A 21,002-nucleotide genomic window follows, 5' to 3' on the forward strand; every position below is an offset into this window, starting at 1 on the left:
AAGGCGCGCGGCAAGCTTCGCCAGCTAAATCCGATGCATCTCAGGGAGAATGGCATGCGCCGAACCAAGGCCGAGGCCGAAGCGACACGAAAGAAGATCCTGGATGCGGCCGAGCGCATGTTCTACGAGAAGGGCGTTTCCGACACGACGCTCGAGGAAGTGGCAAGCGAAGCGGGCGTCACGCGTGGAGCCATTTATTGGCACTTCTCCAACAAGACGGATCTGTTCCTGGCGCTCTACGAAGCCGTGCCGCTACCGCATGAGGACATGATCGCGCGCGAGATCGAGAGCGAGGATTTCGACACGCTCTCGGTTGTCGAAGAGGCGACGGGCGAATGGCTCGAGGCCCTGGCCAAGGACGGGCAACGCCAGCGCATCCTGACGATCATGCTGCGCTGCGACTACGACAATGCCATGTCGGCGGTACTTGCCAAGCAAAGGGAAATCGACCAACGCCATCACGCCATGCTTGAACTCGCGTTTTCGCAGGCGCTCGAGCGGGGGCAACTGGAGGAGCGCTGGACGCCTGACTCCGCCGTTCGCACGCTGCACTGGACGATGATGGGGCTTTGCACCGACTGGCTGCTATTCGGCCGCAGCTTCGATCTCGCGGCAGAGGGGCGCGAAACGCTTCGGCGCCTCTTCTCGAGCTTCAGGCTACCGCCGGCGTAACTAGGCGAAAGAAAGAGTAAGCCAAGCGCGACTGATCTACGCGACCAAAGCCCTCGCAGCCGCCCCGACGAGTTCCTCTTGCGTTGCCGGCTTGTCGACGAAGACGGCGCGGCTGCACTTCTCCCGCATCCCTGGAGGCAGGGCCTGGCCGCTGTAGAACAAGAATGGAATGCCACGTTGGGCGAGCCTATCGCTCACTTTCTCGGTCGTTCCCCGGCCAAGGCGGACGTCGAGGACCGCGAGCGAAACGGGCTCGCTTTCTGCAGCGTCCAAGGCAGCCGCGACTGTCGTGAAGGGTCCGACGATCTCGGCGCCGGCATCGCGGAAGGCTGATTCCATGTCGAGCGCGATCAAGAGCTCGTCTTCAACGATCATGATCCGCGCACCGCGCAGAGAATAATTCTCGTCAATACTCCGCATCATCCTGCGGCGTCTCCGGAAGCTCGATTTCGATCGTACAGACGATCCCGTCCGGCCGAAATTCTCGGCGAACCGCACCTCCCGGCAAACTCCTTTCGATCAGGACCCCCCCGAAACCCTGTTTCTCCGGCGGTTTAACCGGCGGCCCGCCGCGTTCTTTCCAGGTAACAACCAGATGGTGTCCGTTGTTCCGAAGTTTCCAGGTGAGAATGACCTGCCCGTCCGCCGTCGAGAAGGCGCCGTATTTTGCGGCGTTGGTTGCAAGCTCGTGAAGGACGAGGCCAAAGGGCGTCGCAATATCGGGCGGAAGCGCGACGTTCTCCCCCTCGATCCGCAGCCGTTGCCGGTCAGTTCCTCCATAGGCCTCAAGCTGGCTGAGAGCCAGCGCCCCCAGCTCCGCGCCCCTCCAGTCCGACGCGACGAGAAGCTTGTGCGAGGCAGCCAGCGCTGAAAGGCGACCTTCGAAGCGTTCGACGAAGTCCTCGTTTGAATCGGCGGTTCTGAGTGTCTGCCGCGCGAGCGATTGGACGACGGCGAGCGTATTCTTCACCCGATGGCTCAGTTCGCTGAGGAGCAGCTGTCGTCGGCGCTCCCAATGCCTGAGTTCCGTGACGTCGCGCGTGCTTTCGAGAACCAGTCGCCGGTCGCCGAGCGGCAGGAGCTCGATTTGGCTCTCCACCGTCAGCACCCGACCTTCCTTGGTGGTATGACGCAATTCGCCGCTCCAATGCCCCTTTTCCAGGAGAGTCTGCCGCAAGGCATCAAAGGAAGAGCCGGGCACGACCGTCTTGAGCAAGCTTTCCTTCTGTTTGCCGAGAACCTCTTCGCGCGAATAGCCGTAAAGCTCCTCGCTGCCGCGATTCCACTGCGAGATGCCGTCGTCGAAATCCCAGACGAAGATCGGCGAGCGGGAGAGTTCGACGAGCCGCATTTCCTGTTCGAGGCGCTGCTTGCTCTCGCGCGCATTTTCCTCCGCGCGGCGGCGCTCCGTGATGTCGACGAAGGTCGCCACGATGCCGTCGATCTTGTCGTCGATCGTCCGATAGGGCCGCATGCGCACTAGATACCAGCGGCCATTGCCGCTCCTGACCTCGTGCTCCACGGGCGTGAGATCCTTCAGCACCGAGCGCGCATCATTGGCGAGACTCTGATAGTCGAGCTGATGGGTGAAGTCGGTGATCGGCCGCCCTTCGTCATTCATCGTGACATTGAATATTTCCATGAGGCGCGGCGTGAAGCGCTTGATGCGCAGCGACTGGTTGACGAAGAGCGTCGCGACATCGGTCGCCGCCATCAGGTTCTGCAGGTCGCTATGGGCACGCGAGACGCTTTCGAGCTTCAGCTTCAGCTCATTATTGACCGTCTGCAGTTCCTCATTGATCGACTGCAGTTCCTCCTTGCTTGTCTCGAGTTCCTCCGCCGTCGAACGATACTCCTCGTTCATCGACTGGAGCTCTTCATTGGCGGCCCGCAATTCCTCGTTGGCGGCCTCGGATTCCTCCCTCGTCATCCGGAGCCGGCTCTGTGCCAGTTGCAGTTCCTTCTGCAATTGCCGGACCGTCTGGCTCATCGCCGGGCGGTCGTCGGGTGTCTCCGTAGGAGCCTCGCCCGGCTGGTCGATCGGCTCGCCTTCAATGAATAGGACGAGCGCATGTGGCGCCGCGTCGCCCCTCTCAGTCACCGGCTTCACCTGGATGTAGACACGGTGCGGCTGGCCGTCGAGTTGCGCCAGGATGGGCATCGTCAGAGTCGCTTCGTTGCGCTCGAAGGCGCGGTGCAGCGCGGAGCGCAAATCGAAGCGAAACTCCTCGCGCACGAGATCCGTCGCGTCCGTGCTGACCGGACCGCCGGACGGCCGGAGAAAGCGCCCCGCATTTTCCGATAGATGGATGGCGCGGTGACCCTCGTCCACAAGCATGCTCGGCGGAGCGACCCTCTCGAGCATCTGGCGATGCAGGGTGGCTTCGCTGACATTGCCGGCGGGCGACGGCGGACGGGGAACCTGCGGCGCCCGCTCCGCCGGTTGATGTGGCCCAAGGAACACCGGCAGCGCCGGGCGTCCGGCACTCGCAACCGAGCGGTAAATGCGCGCTTCCCGGTCGACGGTGCGGAAAAGGCCGGCGGGATGATCGGCGCTTTCGGAGGATCCGAGGAAAAGGAAACCACCGGGGTTGAGCGCGTAATGGAAGGTGTTGCAGACCTGCTGCTGCAATTGCCGGTCCAGGTAGATCAGCAAGTTGCGACAGGAAATCATGTCCAGATGCGAGAATGGCGGGTCTCTCAGAAGGCTGTGGCTGGCGAAGAGCACGATGTCGCGCAACTCGCGCCGCACGCGATAGTGCTCGCCCTCCTGCTGGAAGAACCGGCGCAGCCTCTCTTCCGTGAGATCCGCTTCGATCGCCGCGGGGAAGCGCCCCTCCCGCGCGATCGACAGAGCCGCCGAGTCGAGATCGGAACCGAAGACCTGTATTTCCGGCGTCAGGTCACGCCGCGCGGCTTCCTCTAGCAAGAGAATGCCGATCGTATAGGTCTCCTCTCCCGTGGCGCAGCCCGGAACCCAGACCCTGATGCTGCTGTCGGCGTTCTTTCCTTCGAACAAAAGCGGAATTGCGTTCTGGGCAAGCGACTGGAAGGCAGCCGGATCGCGGAAGAAGGTGGTGACGGAAATCAGGAAATCGCTGAGGAGCGCCTGGGCCTCCTCCGGGTTCTCGCGGAGATAAGCGTAATATTCCCCGAGCGTTTCCTTCCTGCTCACCTGCGCCCGCCGGCCGATGCGGCGCAAGATCGTGCCGCGCTTGTACTGGGAGAAGTCATGGCCGGTCCTGACGCGCACGTGGGTGAGGATGCGGCCGAGTACGTCCTCGTCGCCGGAGAGATTACGGGCGGATGCGGCAGTTGCTCGGCTCGAAATCAGTTCGCCCAGCCGATCGGGGATGTCGCGGATCGGTAGCACGAAGTCGGCGGCCTCGGTAGCTATGGCATTGCGGGGCATCGAGGCATATTCCGCCTCATCCGGGTCCTGGACGAGCACGATGCCGCCGGCCTCCTTGATCGCCCTGACGCCGATCGCCCCGTCCGAGCCGGCGCCGGTGAGAATGACGGCATAGGCGGTGCCATCCTGCTCCGCTAGCGATCGGAAGAAGAGATCGATCGGCGCGCGATGCGCCTGCGTTTCCTCGAATGGAAGCGCGGCGATCATGCCGTCGGCAATCTTCAGCCGTCGGTTGGGCGCGATGACATAGACGTGGTTGCCTTCAAGACGTGCCTGGTCGGCGACCTGTTTCACCGGCATCCGCGTGCGCGTTGCCAGGATATTCCCAAGCTCGCTCCTGTTGTCGGGACTGAGGTGGACGATCACGACGAAAGCGGCACCCGTATCGTCGGGCAGCTCGTCGAAGAACGTCTGGAGCGCCCGGACGCTCCCTGCCGAAGCCCCGATACCGACTATCGGCGGATGCTCTTCCTGCTCCATGCTTCACCTCCCCAGCAACGCGCCGGCGGTATTTCATCGAACGCTGTACGCGTGACGAGATTTTCGTCAGTCCGGGGCAGGCGGCAATTCTACACCCGGCAGAACTTCCTGGCACGCTTGTTATAGCAGTCGAGGCCCGCCGGCCACAGAGCAAATGGGAGAATCTTCCTGTCAAATGCAGCGCTCCCCATGTGCATCTGCCGAGCTTTGGACCGCAGGAGGAAAAAATTGCCATCGAACCAATGGAGCGACGGCGCGTTGTAGGTGAAATGGAGCAATGCGATGGGCCGCGACGTGATAGCCATTGGGGGGTCGCTTGGCGCTGTCGACGCGGTCAAGCAGCTGCTTCGCGATCTTCCTCCCGGCATCGACGCCGCCATTTTTGTCGTCATCCATGTCGGCGCTCGCGGCAAGGACCTGCTAGCAGGAATTTTCAACGAACACGCAGCAATTCCCGTGAGCACTGCGACTGACGGCGAGCAGGTCAAAGCCGGTCGCGCCTATGTCGCGCCGGCAGACCACCATCTCCTCGTCACGGACGGCGTCGTGCGATTGGGCCGCGGGCCGCGCGAGAATCTTGCTCGACCGGCGATCGATCCGCTCTTTCGCTCCGTCGGCATGAGTTATGGCCCGGGAGCGATCGGCCTCGTGCTTACCGGAATGTTGAACGACGGGGCCGCGGGGCTGACCGATCTCAAACGTTGCGGCGGCGTGACCGTGGTCCAGAATCCGGCAGACGCAGTCGCTCCGGACATGCCGCTCGGGGCACTCTCGGCAGCCGAGGTGGATTACCGGGCTCCGCTTACGGACCTGTCTTCGCTGCTTGCCAAGCTTGCCAGCGAAAAAGCAGGACCGGCGGCTCCAGTCCCCGACGATGTTCGCCTCGAGGTCGATATCGCGCTCGGCCGCCGCGTCGACCCGCCGACGATCAGCGCCATCGCCGACCCGGCGACATTGTCATGCCCCTCCTGTGGCGGCGTCCTCTCGCAGGTGAGACGGTCGCCGCCGCTCAGGTTCCGTTGTCAGGTCGGACATGCATTCACCTCCGCAACCCTGGCGGAAACCAGCGAGGATGCCGTCGACGAGGCCATACGCATCGCGCTTCGGATCATCGAGGAACGGGTTACGCTCAGCGAGAAGATGGCGGAGGACGCAAGCCGCAACGGTCTGGATGCCGCTGCCGCCGCCAACAGGCGGCGGGCCGATGAAGGCCGGGAACACGCCGAGGTCCTACGACGAAGCCTCGTCGAGAAGAATGCGAGCCCGATCGGCAGCAAGCTGAAGACGACGGAATAGGAGGAGAACGGCTGGGATTCCGCCTGTTTTGGTCTAATGCGCCTCGTCCCAATTGTGCGCAGCGCGCGCGTCGACCTTCAGCGGCACCTTCATCTCGAGCGCCGGCATCGCCGCCTGTTCCATCTCGGAGACGATCACCGGAATGGCGCGGTCGATCTCGCCGTCTTCCACCTCGAAGATCAGCTCGTCGTGCACCTGGAGCAGCATGCGCGCTGAGAGCTTCGCCTTTTCAAGGGCCGGTTCCATCTTGACCATGGCCCGGCGGATGATATCGGCGGCCGATCCCTGGATGGGCGCATTGATTGCCGCACGCTCGTTGAAGGCGCGCATCGACGGGTTCGAGGAGCGGATATCCGGATAATGGGCACGGCGACCGAAGATCGTCTCGACATATCCGTGCTCGCGGGCAAAGGCCTTGGTGTTCTCCATATAGTCGCGAATTCCCGGAAAGCGCTCGAAATATCTCTTGATGTATTCGCCGGCTTCCGAGCGCTCGATCGATAGCTGGTTGGCAAGACCGAAGGCGGAGATGCCGTAGACGATGCCGAAATTGATCGCCTTGGCGCGCCGACGGATTTCGCTTGGCATGCCTTCGACCGGAACACCGAACATTTCGGAGGCGGTCATCGCATGAATGTCGACGCCATCGGCGAAGGCCTGGCGCAGTTGCGGGATGTCAGCCACGTGCGCGAGCACCCGAAGCTCGATCTGGCTGTAGTCCGCCGAGACAAGCTTATGCCCGGGCGTCGCGACGAAGGCCGTGCGGATCTTGCGGCCCTCGGCAGTGCGGACCGGTATGTTCTGCAGGTTCGGTTCCGACGACGAAAGCCGCCCCGTCGTCGTCGCAGCGAGTGCATAGCAGGTGTGGACACGTTTGGTTTCCGGATGCACGAAACCCGGCAAAGCGTCCGTGTAGGTGGACTTGAGCTTGGTCAGCTGTCGCCAATCGACAATCTTGCGCGGCAGCTCGTGGCCCGCAGCGGCAAGGTCCTCGAGCACAGAAGCGGAGGTCGACCATTGACCGGTCTTCGTCTTCGAGCCTCCCGGAAAACCCATCTTTCCGAACAGGATGTCGCCAAGCTGCTTCGGCGAGCCGATGGTGAAAGTCTCGCCGGCGAGACGATAAATCTCGTCTTCGAGCGCGGCCGCCCCTTGTGCCAGATCGCCTGAGAGGCGCGAGAGGATCTGCCGGTCGACCGTGATGCCGCGCTCCTCCATCCGGGCAAGCACCGCGACCAACGGCCTTTCAAGCCGCTCATAGACGCGCGTGAGGCCCTTGGCGGCAAGCCGCGGCTTCAGCACGTGCCAGAGCCGCAGCGTCACCTCCGCTTCCTCCGCGGCATAGGCGGTCGCCTTGTCGATATCGACGAGATCGAAGCTGACGGATGCCTTGCCGCTGCCGGCAATATCCTTGTAGACGATCGGCGCATGACCGAGCCAACGCTCTGACAGCTGATCCATGCCGTGCGCGCCTTTGCCGGCATCGATCACATAGGACATCAGCATCGTGTCGTCGAAGCTCCGTATGGTGATCCCATGCCGCTTCATGACGAGATAGTCGTATTTCAAGTTCTGGGCGACCTTCAGGACCGACGCGTCCTCCAACAGCACCTTTAGCCGGCTCAATGCCTCAACTGCCGGAACCTGATTCTCCAACAGGCCGCCGCCAAGCAGGTCGCCGGCGCCGTTCTTGTGCGTGAGCGGCACATAGGCCGCCCTGATCCTGGCGCCCAGCGGGTCGAAGGAATAATCGGCGATCGCCAGTGAGAAGCCGCAGAGCTCCGCCCGCATCGGGTCGAGCGACGTCGTTTCCGTATCGAAGCCGACGAGCCCTGCATCGCGCGCGTCGGCGATCCAGCGTTCGAGGGTGGCGATATCGCGTACCGTCACATAGGTCGAATGGTCGAAGGGCGCCTTCGCAAAGTACTCCGCACGAGCCTCCGCCAGTCCCGCCGGTGTCGCCTCGGCCCTTTCGATCTCCTGGCCGCGGGAGAGGAAGGGAACTGCCGCCTTGGCGGCGTCGCCGCGCGGCGGCACGGCACTCGTGGATTGTCGGGATGGCGGCGGGCCAGCCGCCTCGCCCACATCGAGATCCGGTCCGTGCGCCTGGGCGCCCCATTCGATCGGCACATGGGCCGGTTCGATGGCTTCCGCATCGGTGTCGGTCGCGGCAGCGACGCGCCGGGTCAACGCGTTGAACTCCATCGTCTTCAAGAAGGCAATCAGCTTCGGACCGTCCTGCGAATCGAGCCGCAAGTCCTCCAGTGGGACATCGAGCGGCGTATGCTTGTCCAGCTTCACCAACTCGCGGGATAGGCGCGCCATATCCGCATTGGCGATGATCGACTCGCGCCGCTTCTGCTGCTTGATCTCGCCGGCGCGCGCAAGCAGCGTGTCGAGGTCGCCGAATTCCTCAAGAAGCTGCGCCGCAGTCTTCGGGCCGATGCCTGGAATACCCGGCACATTATCGGTCGAATCGCCCGTCATCGCCTGGAGATCGATCATCTTCTCCGGTGGCACGCCCCATTTCTCGATCACCTCGGCGATCGTGATCTGCTTGTCCTTCATGCTGTCGTACATCGCGACCCTCGGTGTCACGAGTTGCATGAGGTCCTTGTCCGATGAAATGATCGTGACGTCGGCGCCCGCCTCTTCGGCCAGCCGCGCATAGGTGGCGATCAGGTCATCGGCCTCATAGCCTTCCTTCTCGATGCAGGGCAGGTTGAAGGCGCGGGTCGCGTGGCGGATCAAGCCGAATTGCGGGATCAGGTCCTCCGGCGGCGCCGTGCGGTTGGCCTTGTACTGGTCATAGAGCCCGTTGCGGAATGTTTTCGACGAATAGTCGAAGATCACCGCGAAATGCGTCGGCGTCACGCCGACAGAGGTGTCGCGCGCATCCGTCAGGAGCTTCCACAGCATGTTGCAGAAACCGGCCACCGCATTGACGGGCAGCCCGTCCGACTTTCGGTTGAGCGGCGGGATGGCGTGGAACGCCCGGAAGATGAAGCCCGAGCCGTCGACGAGAAAGAGATGATCACCGTTTTTCATGCGGCCATGGATAGCGCGAGGGAAGAGAAAGGTCCATTGCGGTTTTGCTCGCAAATACGGACCCTCATTGCTATTTTTCCGCTTGGCAGCTCGGTGGTTATGCCCGACTTACGGCCGTCGATCCTGTCACGGAAACGTTACGCATTTGTAATGCGCGATTCAGTCGGACAATCCTTGAAAAGCCACATTTGAATCCTCAAATCTTGTCGAGCGGCACTAAAACGATGCCGTCGTCTGGTGATTGGCCTGTCCCCCGCCCACACCAGATGTGGACAAAGGCCTCATCCCCCTCTCCGGGCCTTTGTCCCGCTTTCAAAGAGCCGCCACGGTGCCGCCTCCGCACCGTGGCGCTTTTGTTTCAGGCGAGCGGCCGGGCTCAAGCCATCGTGAATTCCCAGGAAACCCAGTGCCTGCTTTGTAACTTGTCATCGATCCGATTACGGCCTAGGCATAGACATGGCCTTCAATCGTATGGAATCTGCGACCTACCTGGCCAGCCTGCTGGCAAAGAGCTTCTCGCGCGCCCTGCAGGAGCGAGGACAGAAGCTCGGCTTCGCGCCCGGCCAGTTTCCTATCCTGCTGGAACTCTGGGCCGAGGACGGGCTGACGCAGAAACAATTGCTCGACCGCCTCGATGTCGAGCAGGCGACGCTCGCCAATACGCTTGCCCGAATGGAGCGGGACGGCCTTATCCTTCGCCGCAAGCATCCGACCGACAAGCGCTCGCAACAGATCTTCCTCTCGGATCGCGGCCGCGAAATAGAGGCGGCGGCGAAGGAAGCGGCGGCCGCGGCGGAGCAATCGCTGCTTTCCGGTTTCCGCCGTTTCGAGAAGGAATTGATGCTCGAATACATGCGCATGGTCCTCGCCAACTCTGCACGCGGCAACAGCGCTTGAGCATTAGCGCGTCCGCCATCGACAATTTATCGTTGCATCAAAAGTTTTTACTTAAAGCGGTACGCTTTAGGCTCTAGGTTCGCCCGCGAAACCCACGCAAGGATTCGCATGATGGCAGTTATCACTCCGGTTCTCGAACGCGCTGACGCCAATCTACCGCAAAGCCTCGATCGCCTCTTCGACCTCGTCCGCATTCAATCCATTTCCACCGACCCGGGCTTCAAGGCCGAATGCCGAAAGGCGGCCGAATGGCTGGTAGCGGAATTGAGGGCGCTGGATTTCGATGCCTCGCTGCGGGAGACACCCGGACATCCGATGGTGGTCGGCCATCATGCCGGCGCGAACCCAAGCGCCCCGCATCTACTCTTCTACGGCCATTACGACGTTCAGCCGGTCGACCCCCTGGACCTGTGGGAGGCGCCGCCTTTCGAGCCGGCACTCAAGGAAGTGGAGCCCGGGCAAAAGGTGATCACCGGCCGCGGAACCTCCGACGACAAGGGACAGTTGATGACCTTCGTCGAGGCGCTGCGCGCCTACAAGGAGACGAAGGGATCGCTTCCGTGCCGCATCACCATTCTTTTCGAGGGTGAAGAGGAATCCGGCTCTCCCTCGCTGAAACCCTTTCTCGAGGCGAATGCCGCCGAGCTCAAGGCGGATTACGCATTGATCTGCGACACAGGCATGTGGGACCGCGAGACGCCGGCGATTTCCGCGGGCCTGCGCGGTCTCGTCGGGGAAGAGGTGGTTGTCAAGGCGGCGGATCGCGACCTGCACTCCGGCCTTTACGGCGGAGCGGCGGCAAACCCGATCCACATCCTGGCCGGTATACTCGCCGGCCTGCATGACGGGACCGGCCGCGTGACGCTCGAAAATTTCTACGACGGCGTCGAGGAGACCCCCTCCGACATCAGGGCGATGTGGAGCAAGCTCGACAGAACGGCGGAGAAATTCCTCGGAGAGGTCGGCCTCTCGATCCCTTCGGGCGAAAAGGGCCGGTCGGTACTCGAACTGACCTGGGCACGGCCGACGGCGGAGGTCAACGGCATCGTCGGCGGCTACACGGGCGAAGGTTTCAAGACGGTGATCGCGTCCCAGGCCTCCGCCAAGGTTTCATTTCGTCTCGTCGGCAGGCAGGATCCCGGGAAAATCCGGGAGAGCTTCCGCGCCTACGTCCGCGCCAGGATCCCGGCTGATTGTTCGGTCGAGTTCCACCCCCATGGCGGTTCTCCGGCGATACAGCTTCCCTACGATTCGGCGCTCCTCAACACCGCCAAGGCCGCACTGTCGGAGGAATGGCCCAAGCCCGCCATTGTCATCGGCATGGGCGGTTCGATCCCGATCGTCGGCGACTTCCAGAAAATGCTTGGCATGGAATCGTTGCTCGTCGGCTTCGGACTTGCCGACGACCGCATTCATTCGCCCAACGAGAAATACGAGCTCACGTCCTTCCACAAGGGAATTCGCTCCTGGATCCGCATTCTCGACGCGCTCGCCGCATGAGGCCGTGCGGCGTCGTGGCCACTCGCATGTCTCGTTGGATCGACTTCGATTTCAGGACAAAGACATGCAGCGGTTGAAAGTGCTACAGCGAGCTTTGCCCGTCCGATAAGACGCGCGGCGCTGTAGCCATGCTCCGCCATACGGCTTCGAGATTGCCGTGATCACGCGATATCACGCATCGCTGCTTGACCTGCCGGCCCCAGGATGCTTCCCTTTTCTAAAACACAGGACAAATGGGAAGTGGGCTATTGGCAAGGGTAAAGACCGAGACTGCGCGCCTTGGGCGCGATCCCTTCGGTGCGCGGTACGGCAATGATGATTCCTGTCGCGCCCTGCCATGGGCTTCTCTCGCTCTAGCCGATCCCCAGAAGCCGGTATGAAACGGGCAAGCAGATATTTCTGGCCCGTGATCGGGCTGGCGGCGATTCTTTTGTCGGTAAACGCGCTCTATCACGAATTGCGCGGCCTTTCTCTCGACGAATTCGTCGCGAGCTTCCAGGCGATTTCCTTGGAAAGCTGGCTGCTTGCCATCGGATCGACATTGGTCGCCTATGCGGCCCTTGCCGCTTACGACCGACTGGCGCTCGACCATCTCGGCCACCGCATCTCTCTCTGGTTCATTACGATCTGTTCGTTCACAACTTATGCATTGTCACACAATCTCGGCGCCTCGGTATTTTCCGGGGCGGTGGTGCGCTATCGCGCCTATCGATCGAAGGGCCTGACCCCGGGCGAGGTCGGCGTGCTCGTCGCCTTCTGCTCTTTCACTTTCACCCTCGGCACGCTGATGCTGTCCGCTGTGGTGCTCCTGTTGAAACCTGACATCATCGAGCGCTTTGCGGAGTTCCTGCCGCTCGAAATGTCGCTGACGACCGGCGTCCTCATCCTGGCACTGATCGGCCTTTACGTGCTTGGAAGCATGGTCGGACTCCGGCCGCTGCGCACGCGGTGGTTCCAGCTCTACTATCCGAGGCCGCGTATCGTCGTCAGGCAGTTGATCATCGCGCCCCTCGAACTGCTCGGAGCCGCCGGCATCATCTATTTCGCGCTGCCTGAAGTCGGCAATCCCGGATATGTCGTCATCCTCGGGATCTTTCTTGCCTCCTTCTCCGCCGCGCTGCTCTCGCATGCACCGGGTGGCCTCGGCGTCCTCGAGCTCGTCTTTATCGCCGCGCTGCCGGAAATGGATCCGGCCGACGTCCTTGCTGCGCTTGCGATCTTTCGGCTCCTCTACCTTGTCATCCCCTTCGCGATGGCCCTCGTCGTCATCTTCATCTTCGAGCACTCGCGGTTCCAGGAACAAAGGAACGAGCTAGGGTCGTAGACACGGTGACCAACGGAAGAAGCCGCTACTTTGGCGTGCGGCCGATCCGGTCAGGACGTGGCCGGTTCTTCAATCAAGGGCACGACCGGAGCCTTGGCACAAAAAAGACCCCGAGCCGGGAGGAGGTGGCATCGGGGTCTTTAAACTGGGCCGGTTCCTGGGAGGAGGAGTGAACCGACCGATTATCGAGCGCCGCGGGAGGAGGTGCAGCGCTTCGACAAGCAGGAATGTAAATCATTCCACCTGATTTAATTAGTGCCAATGTTGCATCGCAGCATTGCACCGGACGCAAATCGGAACGCCTCATCAACTCCGCGACGCCTGGTTGGTTCCCTCATGCGGGCCGCTGTCCTTTGGCAATTCGCTTCTTGCTGTTCGTCGAAAGGCGAGACGGAGGACGCAACATCTTGAAGGCACGGGGCTTTCACAGGCCGGTTCTTAACTCCCCCTTAAATTGCCGTATTTAGAGTTCACCGGATCGGCGCGAGCAGGCGGGAACGAGTCGGCGCGGCGGCCGGAGCGGGATCAGGATGGCGCAGTTCTGCGAGCATTCCGCCTCCAACCTATCAGAATCGATGGCGTCGGCTCTCTTTGCACACGCGATCATCGTGGCCCAGGAGACGTTCCTTCCGATATGGCGAACAGAAGATCAGGGCAACGGGTCGAACCTTCCTTCGGCGGCGACGATGATGGCGATTTGCGCGTCGACCCAAGCGACCGTATGGGCGGCAACGGGCCGAAGCGCACCCGCTCGCCGCAAAAGAAGCGACGGAAGACGCGGCCCCGGTCCGGTCGCAACGGTGGCGGCCTTTTCACGCTAATGCGCCGTCTTTTCTACTGGTGCATCGTCCTTGGCATCTGGGGTGCGATCGGGGTCGGCGGACTGGTGCTCTATTACGGAGCACGCATGCCGAGCGCAACGAGCTGGTCGATCCCGGAGCGCCCGCCGAACGTCAAGATCCTTGCGGTCAATGGCGACATCATCGCCAATCGCGGCGCGACCGGCGGTGAGGCGCTCGCGCTCGAAGACATGTCCCCCTACATCCCGCAGGCGGTGATCGCCATCGAGGACCGGCGCTTCTATTCGCATTTCGGCGTCGATCCCGTCGGGCTTGCGCGCGCCATGCTGACGAACCTCATGAGCGGCCGCATGGTGCAGGGCGGCTCGACGCTGACGCAGCAACTCGCCAAGAACCTGTTCCTTTCGCCGGAGCGCACGCTCGAGCGAAAGGTACAGGAGGTACTGCTCGCCTTCTGGCTCGAGCAGAAATACACGAAAGACCAGATCCTCGCGATGTATCTCAACCGCGTCTTCTTCGGCTCGAACGCCTATGGCGTCGAGGCGGCGTCGCGACGCTACTTCAACAAGTCGGCACGGGACGTCAATCTCGGAGAGGCGGCGCTGCTTGCCGGCCTCCTCAAGGCGCCTTCGCGGCTTTCGCCGGCGCGTGACCCGGAGGCGGCAGAGGAGCGGGCGCAGGTGGTACTCGGAGCGATGCGCGAGGAAGGCTACGTCACCGATACCGAGATCAAGACGGCGATGTCGCAGACGCCAACCCGGGCGAAAAGCTTCTGGTCGGGGGCGGAGTATTACGTCGCCGACATGGTGATGGACCAGCTTCCCGGCATGATCGGCGAAGTCAATCAGGACCTGATCGTCGACACGACCATCGACCTGGCCCTGGAAAAGCAGGCCGAGGAGGTGATCGCCGAGATGCTCGAAGAGGAGGGCGGCAATCTCAACGCCTCGCAGGCGGCCCTCGTCTCCATCGATGGCACCGGTGCGATCCGGGCGCTCGTCGGCGGCAGGGACTATGCCGACAGCCAATTCGATCGCGCCTCCAGGGCGAGGCGCCAGCCGGGTTCCGCCTTCAAGCCCTTCGTCTATGCCGCCGCGCTCGAAATCGGCCGCACGCCGATGTCCGTTCGCAACGATGCGCCGGTCCGTATCGGAAACTGGACGCCGGAGAACTACGACCAGAAATATCGCGGCGAGGTGACGCTCTCCGATGCGCTCGCCAACTCGCTGAACACGATTGCGGCCCAGCTGGTGATGGAAGTCGGCCCGCAAAACGTGGTCAAGCTCGCGCATCGCCTTGGGATCGATTCCGAGCTGCAGGCGAATGCCTCGATCGCGCTCGGAACGTCGGAAGTGAGCCTGGTCGAGCTCACCTCCGCCTATGCGCCCTTCATGAATGGCGGCTTCAAGGCGACACCGCATGTGATCCGCCGCATCTCGACCGCCGACGGCACGGTGCTTTACGAGAACACCTATGACAATCCGCCGCGCGTCCTCGACCCGGCGATCGTCAGCGAGATGAACCGGATGATGGTGGGCGTGCTGACGAATGGTACAGGCAAGAAGGCGCAGCTTCCGGATTGGGAGGCGGCCGGCAAGACCGGCACGACGCAATCCTTCCGCGACGCGCTTTTCGTCGGCTATACCTCGAACCTGACGACCGGCGTTTGGTTCGGCAATGACGACGGCAAATCGATGAAGAAGGTGACGGGCGGCGGACTGCCCGCGAAGGCCTGGCACGATTTCATGGTCGCCGCACATGAGGGGCTCTCGCCTTCGCCGCTTTTCGGCACGACGGGCGTTGAGCCGGTCTTCGAGGGCGTCGATGGCGTAGCTGGCGGCCCCGACGGCATTCCAGGGGGCGATCCGGAGGGCTTCCCCGAACCGCCGCTCGCCGCCGGAGCGGTCGCAGCCGACCAGCCCCGCCCGGCAGGGGAGCCGACAGGGGGAAGTCCGGTGCCGCCGGCCGCCGTCGGCGAGGCGAGCGGGGCGACCCGCCGCACCACGCTGTTCGAGCTTTTGACCGGTGGTTGAACCGGCGATTGTCCCCCACTTGCGCGGGAGGAGAATTGCGGTGGCGAAACGACGTTTGCCAGAGTGCCGAAGGTGGCTTGCATTTGCCGCTGCTCGCCCCGCAGAATGCCTTGCAGTCCGAAACGCCGGTCCTTATATACGCCGCATCGACGCAGCCGCGGCTGCGCTGACTTTGAATGACCATCCCGTTAGGGGCTGTCCCATGAATGCCTGACCGGGGTTCCGACAGTCCGCTGCAAGGAGAGAACGACATGGCTAGAGTTATTGGTATCGACCTCGGAACGACGAACTCCTGCGTCGCCGTCATGGATGGCAAGGACGCGAAGGTGATCGAAAACGCGGAAGGCGCGCGTACCACCCCTTCTATGGTGGCCTTCACCGACGACGGCGAACGCCTCGTCGGCCAGCCGGCCAAGCGCCAGGCAGTCACCAACCCGGAAAACACCCTTTTCGCGATCAAGCGCCTGATCGGGCGCACCTTCGAGGATCCGACGACCCAGAAGGACAAGGGGATGGTCCCCTACAAGATTACTCGTGCGGACAATGGCGACGCATGGGTCGAGGCGCACGGCAAGCAGTACTCCCCGTCGCAGATTTCCGCCATGATCCTTCAGAAGATGAAGGAAACCGCCGAGTCCTACCTTGGTGAAAAGGTGGAAAAGGCCGTCATCACCGTTCCGGCCTACTTCAACGACGCCCAGCGCCAGGCCACCAAGGACGCCGGCAAGATCGCCGGTCTCGAAGTGCTGCGCATCATCAACGAGCCGACCGCGGCCGCCCTCGCCTACGGCCTCGACAAGAAGGAAGGCAAGACGATCGCGGTCTACGACCTCGGCGGCGGCACCTTCGACATCTCGGTCCTCGAAATCGGCGACGGCGTCTTCGAGGTCAAGTCCACCAACGGCGATACCTTCCTCGGCGGTGAAGACTTCGACATGCGCCTCGTCGAATATCTCGCAGCCGAGTTCAAGAAGGAGCAGGGTATCGACCTCAGGAATGACAAGCTCGCGCTGCAGCGTCTGAAGGAAGCTGCCGAGAAGGCGAAGATCGAGCTGTCGTCCTCGCAGCAGACCGAGATCAACCTGCCGTTCATCACGGCCGACGCGTCCGGTCCGAAGCACCTGACGATGAAGCTGTCGCGCGCCAAGTTCGAGAGCCTTGTCGAGGACCTCATCCAGAAGACCATTGCCCCGTGCAAGGCCGCGCTCAAGGACGCCGGCGTCTCGGCTGCCGAGATCGACGAAGTCGTTCTCGTCGGCGGCATGACCCGCATGCCGAAGGTCCAGGAGACGGTCAAGCAGCTCTTCGGCAAGGAGCCCCACAAGGGCGTCAACCCGGATGAAGTGGTTGCCATGGGCGCGGCGATCCAGGCCGGCGTGTTGCAGGGCGACGTCAAGGACGTTCTGCTGCTCGACGTCACGCCGCTGTCGCTCGGCATCGAAACGCTCGGCGGCGTCTTCACTCGCCTGATCGAGCGCAACACGACGATCCCGACGAAGAAGAGCCAGGTTTTCTCGACCGCCGATGACAACCAGTCCGCGGTGACGATTCGCGTCTCCCAGGGAGAGCGCGAAATGGCCGCCGACAACAAGCTGCTCGGCCAGTTCGACCTCGTCGGCATTCCGCCGGCGCCGCGCGGCGTGCCGCAGATCGAGGTGACCTTCGACATCGACGCGAACGGCATCGTTCAGGTGTCCGCGAAAGACAAGGGCACTGGCAAGGAGCACCAGATCCGCATCCAGGCGTCCGGTGGACTGTCCGACGCCGAGATCGAGAAGATGGTCAAGGACGCCGAGGCGAATGCCGAAGCCGACAAGAAGCGCCGTGAAGCAGTCGAGGCCAAGAACCAGGCCGAAAGCCTCATCCACTCCTCGGAGAAGTCGCTGAAGGACTATGGCGACAAGGTCTCGGAGACCGATCGCAAGGCGATCGAGGACGCGATCGCGGCGCTCAAGTCGGCGGTCGAGGCGTCCGAGCCCGACGCCGAGGACATCAAGGCCAAGAGCAACACGCTCATGGAAGTCTCCATGAAGCTCGGCCAGGCGATCTATGAGGCCCAGCAGGCCGAGGCCGCGCATGCAGATGCGGCTGCCGACGCCAAGCGCGACGGCGAGGATGTGGTCGACGCCGACTACGAAGAGGTCAAGGACGAGGACGACCGCAAGCGGTCCGCATAAGGCGGTCCTGTCGCAAACAGAGCCCGGGAGCGATCCCGGGCTTTTATCTTGCCCGAAGCAGCTGAGGCCGATTCACCAGGGCCGTCAGCCCGGCGGAAGAGTGGGCGACAGCCCGCTTCACGCGCCGGGAAGATTGCCCGTTACCGGGGGGCGGCAGCAAAAGCGAGATATTTGCGACAAAAACCACTCGGACGCCCGGCTTGACTATGGTATGGCGCTTTCAGGTTTACTAAATCCTGTGCAAGATATTCGCAGCGGTCGGATCCTTCGCGCTGGCAGGCCCTGTCAACAGGACAATTGTTGAAGCATGAAACGTGATCTTTACGAAACGCTTGGTGTTGGAAAGACCGCAGACGAGAAGGAGCTGAAGAGCGCCTTCCGCAAATTGGCGATGAAGTACCATCCGGATCGCAACCCCGGTGATGCTGACGCCGAGAGGAGCTTCAAGGAGATCAACGAGGCCTACGAGACGTTGAAGGACCCGCAGAAGCGCGCGGCCTACGACCGCTACGGCCATGCCGCCTTTGAGCAGGGCGGCATGGGTGCTGGCTTCGGCAACGGCTTTGCGGGCGGTGGCGCCCACGGCTTCTCCGATATTTTCGAAGACATCTTCGGCGAGATGATGGGCGGCCGCCAGCGCCGTTCATCCGGCGGTCGCGAGCGCGGCGCAGATCTCAGGTACAATATGGAGATCACGCTCGAGGAGGCCTATACCGGCAAGACGGCGCAGATCCGCGTGCCGACTTCGGTCACTTGCGAGGTTTGTACCGGTACCGGCGCCAAGCCCGGCACCAGCCCGAAGACCTGCTCCACCTGTCAGGGCAGCGGGCGGATCCGTGCGGCGCAGGGCTTCTTCTCGATCGAGCGCACCTGCCCGACCTGCGGCGGCCGCGGCCAGACGATCACCGATCCCTGCACAAAGTGCCAGGGCCAGGGCCGCGTCACGGAGGAGCGCACACTATCGGTCAACATTCCGGCCGGCATCGAGGACGGCACGCGCATCCGCCTCTCGGGCGAGGGCGAAGCCGGCCTTCGCGGCGGCCCGCCCGGCGACCTCTACATCTTCCTCTCGGTCAAGCCGCACGAGTTCTACCAGCGCGACGGGGCCGACCTCTACTGCAGCGTACCGATCTCCATGACGACGGCAGCGCTCGGCGGCAAGTTCGACGTTACCACCCTCGACGGAACGAAATCGCGCGTTACCGTGCCGGAGGGCACGCAGGCGGGCAAACAGTTCCGCCTGAAGGGCAAGGGCATGCCGGTGCTGCGCTCGAACCAGATGGGCGATCTCTACATCCAGATCCAGATCGAGACGCCCCAGAAGCTCACCAAGCGTCAGCGCGAGCTCCTGCAGGAATTCGAGGAAATCTCGTCCAAGGAGAACAATCCGCAATCGACCGGATTCTTCTCCCGCATGAAAGACTTCTTCGACACGCTGAGCGAATAACCAGCCTCTCAAATTTGCCGCTCTCCTCGGGTTTAACCCGAGGACTAACCCTCTCCCCGTAAAGACGGGGAGCGGGAACTGGGCGCGTGCCGCGAGTCTCCTTCGCCCCGCTTGCGGGGAGAAGGTGGCCGGCAGGCGGGTTGATGGGTCGAGAGCCTCGCCCCGCCGGTGAAGCGGCAAGACATCATGCGGCTGCCGCCACGAATTGCCACAGACCGAGAGCAAGGAGGACCGTGCCGGCGATGCGGGGCAGGACGCGCCCGGCCGGCGTAAGCTTCTCCAGGAGCACGAAGATCGCGATTGCGGCGATCCACAGCACGTTCATGATGCCGCCGACGAAGAGAAGCGCCATGAGCGCCCAGCAGCAGCCGACGCAGTAGAGGCCGTGGCGGAAGCCGAGGGCCAGGGACCCGCGCGGATCACGGCGGAAGCCGCCATGGGTCTGCAGGAACACGACGGGTGTCTGGCATTGCCTCAGGCAGGCATCCTTGAGCGGCGTCCACTGATAAAGCCCCGCAACCACAAGCACGACGCCGGTGAAGGCCGCGCTCGCGCTCGCAAGCGACGGCGTCAGCAGCGCTTCTTCGATCAGCCATTGGCCGAATGTCGCGACAAGTGAAAAGACTCCCCAGGCGATGAGGTAGCCGCCGGCAAAAAAGCCCGTCGGGGCAAAAGGCTTGCCCTGCTTCAAGCTATGACGCCCGACATGCGCATAGAGCAGGATCATCGGGGTGGCCGAGGGAAGCATCATCCCGACCATCATCACGACCCACATGGCAAGGGTCAGCGCGGCCTCGACCGCAGTCCAGGGGCGCGGCGAAAGGCCGAGAGCCTCAAGCGGCCCGCCGCGCGCTTCGTTGCCCATGTCCGTGTCGTCCATGTTCATGTCGTTCATGGCCATGTCGTCCATGGCCATGCCCGGATTCATGGGCATGGTCGCATCCATGCCCGGCATCGGCATGGCCTGCATGTCCATCGCCGCCAGCCGGAGAATGTAGATCCAGGCGAGCGCCGTCAGGGCAGCAATCGATGCGGCGACGATCGCACGGTCGCGCCGCAGCAGGGCTTCGAGCGCACTGTCCGCCATGGCGTCAGTGGACCACGCCACTCTCGGTCATATGCAGCTTCGCGAAATGGGCGTGCGAATCGGAGAGCGAGACCATCAGGGGACCGCTCGTCTCGGCCCAGCCGCGCCCCACTTCGCAGGTGTCGTATTCGAAGCCGTTCGGAAGGGTGAGGCGAGCGCGGTGAGGTTCGCCGCTCACTGGATTAAGGATCGGCTCTCCGCGCGCCTCGATCCAGCCGGGCACGTTCACACGCGCCGTGCGGCCCTCTACGTCCATGTCGAACTCGATCGGCGCGAAGACCGGATCGTGGATTCTGTCGAAGGTCGTCGAGAATACCTGGAAAAAAGTAGCGCCGGGCTCGGTATCCTGGCCGCTCATGATCCGCAACAACGCTTCCCGTTGCGCTTCTGAAGCACGCTCGTCGACAATCGGCACGACCTCGCCGCCGCCCTCATGGATCGCACCCGGCCAAACGACGATCATGCCGCATCTCAGGCCATCGAGTCGGGTATCGCCATGATGGCCTTCCTCGATCTCCACAACGCCGATGGCGCGGCAGTGTCCCTGGGTGGGCAGCGCATTATATTGGCAGGGGCAGCCATAGGCGCAATTGCAATGAATGAACTCGCGGCCTTTGATCGTCCATTTGACGTCAACCATCGTCTCCTCCCGGCGTTCAAATGCTCGTTTCAGCTCCTGCGAAGCGGCGATATATCAGGCGGGGAAAATATACGCCCCGCAACGTCGGATGCCAACGGGGGCGCGGGAGATCCGCCTCACACCCGAGCAGACACCTGTCGCCTGCGCCAGAAGGGGCGGCAGCGATCAGCGGCGCTGCGCCCTTTCGCC

Annotated in this window: 13 protein-coding genes; 8 read left to right on the plus strand and 5 right to left on the minus strand. The window is 62.8% G+C overall.

All coding sequences use genetic code 11. The annotated features are described in order from the left end of the window. The first annotated feature begins 54 nt into the window (after positions 1-54). Complete coding sequence (locus J2Z31_RS12450; protein WP_209602186.1) at positions 55-672, plus strand: TetR family transcriptional regulator; 618 nt, start codon at positions 55-57, stop codon at positions 670-672. Positions 673-708: 36 nt separating this feature from the next. Here the strand turns inward: J2Z31_RS12450 and J2Z31_RS12455 are convergent, their stop codons facing one another. Then, positions 709-1,095 (minus strand): response regulator, encoded by a 387-nt coding sequence (locus tag J2Z31_RS12455; protein WP_209602187.1) that lies wholly within the window; start codon positions 1,093-1,095, stop codon positions 709-711. Then, complete coding sequence (locus tag J2Z31_RS12460) at positions 1,079-4,564, minus strand: chemotaxis protein CheB (protein WP_209602188.1); 3,486 nt, start codon at positions 4,562-4,564, stop codon at positions 1,079-1,081. Before J2Z31_RS12460 ends, J2Z31_RS12455 begins: the two co-directional genes overlap by 17 nt. 282 nt (positions 4,565-4,846) lie before the next feature. On the opposite strand from J2Z31_RS12460, the gene J2Z31_RS12465 reads away from it, so the two are divergent. Continuing rightward, complete coding sequence (locus J2Z31_RS12465) at positions 4,847-5,860, plus strand: chemotaxis protein CheB (RefSeq protein ID WP_209602189.1); 1,014 nt, start codon at positions 4,847-4,849, stop codon at positions 5,858-5,860. Positions 5,861-5,893: 33 nt separating this feature from the next. Here the strand turns inward: J2Z31_RS12465 and polA are convergent, their stop codons facing one another. After that, on the minus strand, positions 5,894-8,908 hold the full coding sequence (gene polA / locus J2Z31_RS12470; RefSeq protein WP_209602190.1) for a DNA polymerase I: 3,015 nt from the start codon (positions 8,906-8,908) through the stop codon (positions 5,894-5,896). A gap of 456 nt (positions 8,909-9,364) precedes the next feature. Here polA and J2Z31_RS12475 point away from each other — a divergent pair, with 456 nt between their 5' ends. The 6 genes from J2Z31_RS12475 to dnaJ all read left to right on the plus strand — a co-directional run bounded on the left by J2Z31_RS12475 (position 9,365) and on the right by dnaJ (position 19,086). Continuing rightward, the gene (locus J2Z31_RS12475; RefSeq protein ID WP_209602191.1) at positions 9,365-9,805 is read left to right on the plus strand and encodes a MarR family winged helix-turn-helix transcriptional regulator; all 441 of its coding nucleotides are present in this window, start codon (positions 9,365-9,367) and stop codon (positions 9,803-9,805) included. Between the two features lie 108 nt (positions 9,806-9,913). Then, a complete protein-coding gene (locus J2Z31_RS12480) occupies positions 9,914-11,305 on the plus strand; it encodes a M20/M25/M40 family metallo-hydrolase (RefSeq protein WP_209602192.1) in 1,392 nt (463 codons plus the stop codon). 376 nt (positions 11,306-11,681) lie between these two features. Next, positions 11,682-12,629, plus strand: coding sequence for a lysylphosphatidylglycerol synthase transmembrane domain-containing protein (locus J2Z31_RS12485; protein WP_209602193.1), 948 nt, complete (start codon positions 11,682-11,684; stop codon positions 12,627-12,629). 634 nt (positions 12,630-13,263) lie between these two features. After that, complete coding sequence (locus J2Z31_RS12490) at positions 13,264-15,462, plus strand: transglycosylase domain-containing protein (protein WP_209602194.1); 2,199 nt, start codon at positions 13,264-13,266, stop codon at positions 15,460-15,462. 251 nt (positions 15,463-15,713) lie between these two features. Next, on the plus strand, positions 15,714-17,639 hold the full coding sequence (gene dnaK / locus J2Z31_RS12495) for a molecular chaperone DnaK (protein WP_209602195.1): 1,926 nt from the start codon (positions 15,714-15,716) through the stop codon (positions 17,637-17,639). Between the two features lie 307 nt (positions 17,640-17,946). Then, on the plus strand, positions 17,947-19,086 hold the full coding sequence (gene dnaJ, locus J2Z31_RS12500; RefSeq protein WP_209602196.1) for a molecular chaperone DnaJ: 1,140 nt from the start codon (positions 17,947-17,949) through the stop codon (positions 19,084-19,086). Between the two features lie 184 nt (positions 19,087-19,270). Here dnaJ and J2Z31_RS12505 read toward each other — a convergent pair whose 3' ends face one another. Next, positions 19,271-20,173 (minus strand): DUF2182 domain-containing protein, encoded by a 903-nt coding sequence (locus J2Z31_RS12505; RefSeq protein WP_209602310.1) that lies wholly within the window; start codon positions 20,171-20,173, stop codon positions 19,271-19,273. A 4-nt stretch (positions 20,174-20,177) separates the two neighbouring features. Continuing rightward, a complete protein-coding gene (locus tag J2Z31_RS12510; RefSeq protein ID WP_209602197.1) occupies positions 20,178-20,813 on the minus strand; it encodes a DUF1326 domain-containing protein in 636 nt (211 codons plus the stop codon). Positions 20,814-21,002: the final 189 nt, after the last annotated feature.

This window comes from Sinorhizobium kostiense (assembly GCF_017874595.1).
Taxonomy (GTDB): Bacteria; Pseudomonadota; Alphaproteobacteria; order Rhizobiales; family Rhizobiaceae; genus Sinorhizobium; species Sinorhizobium kostiense.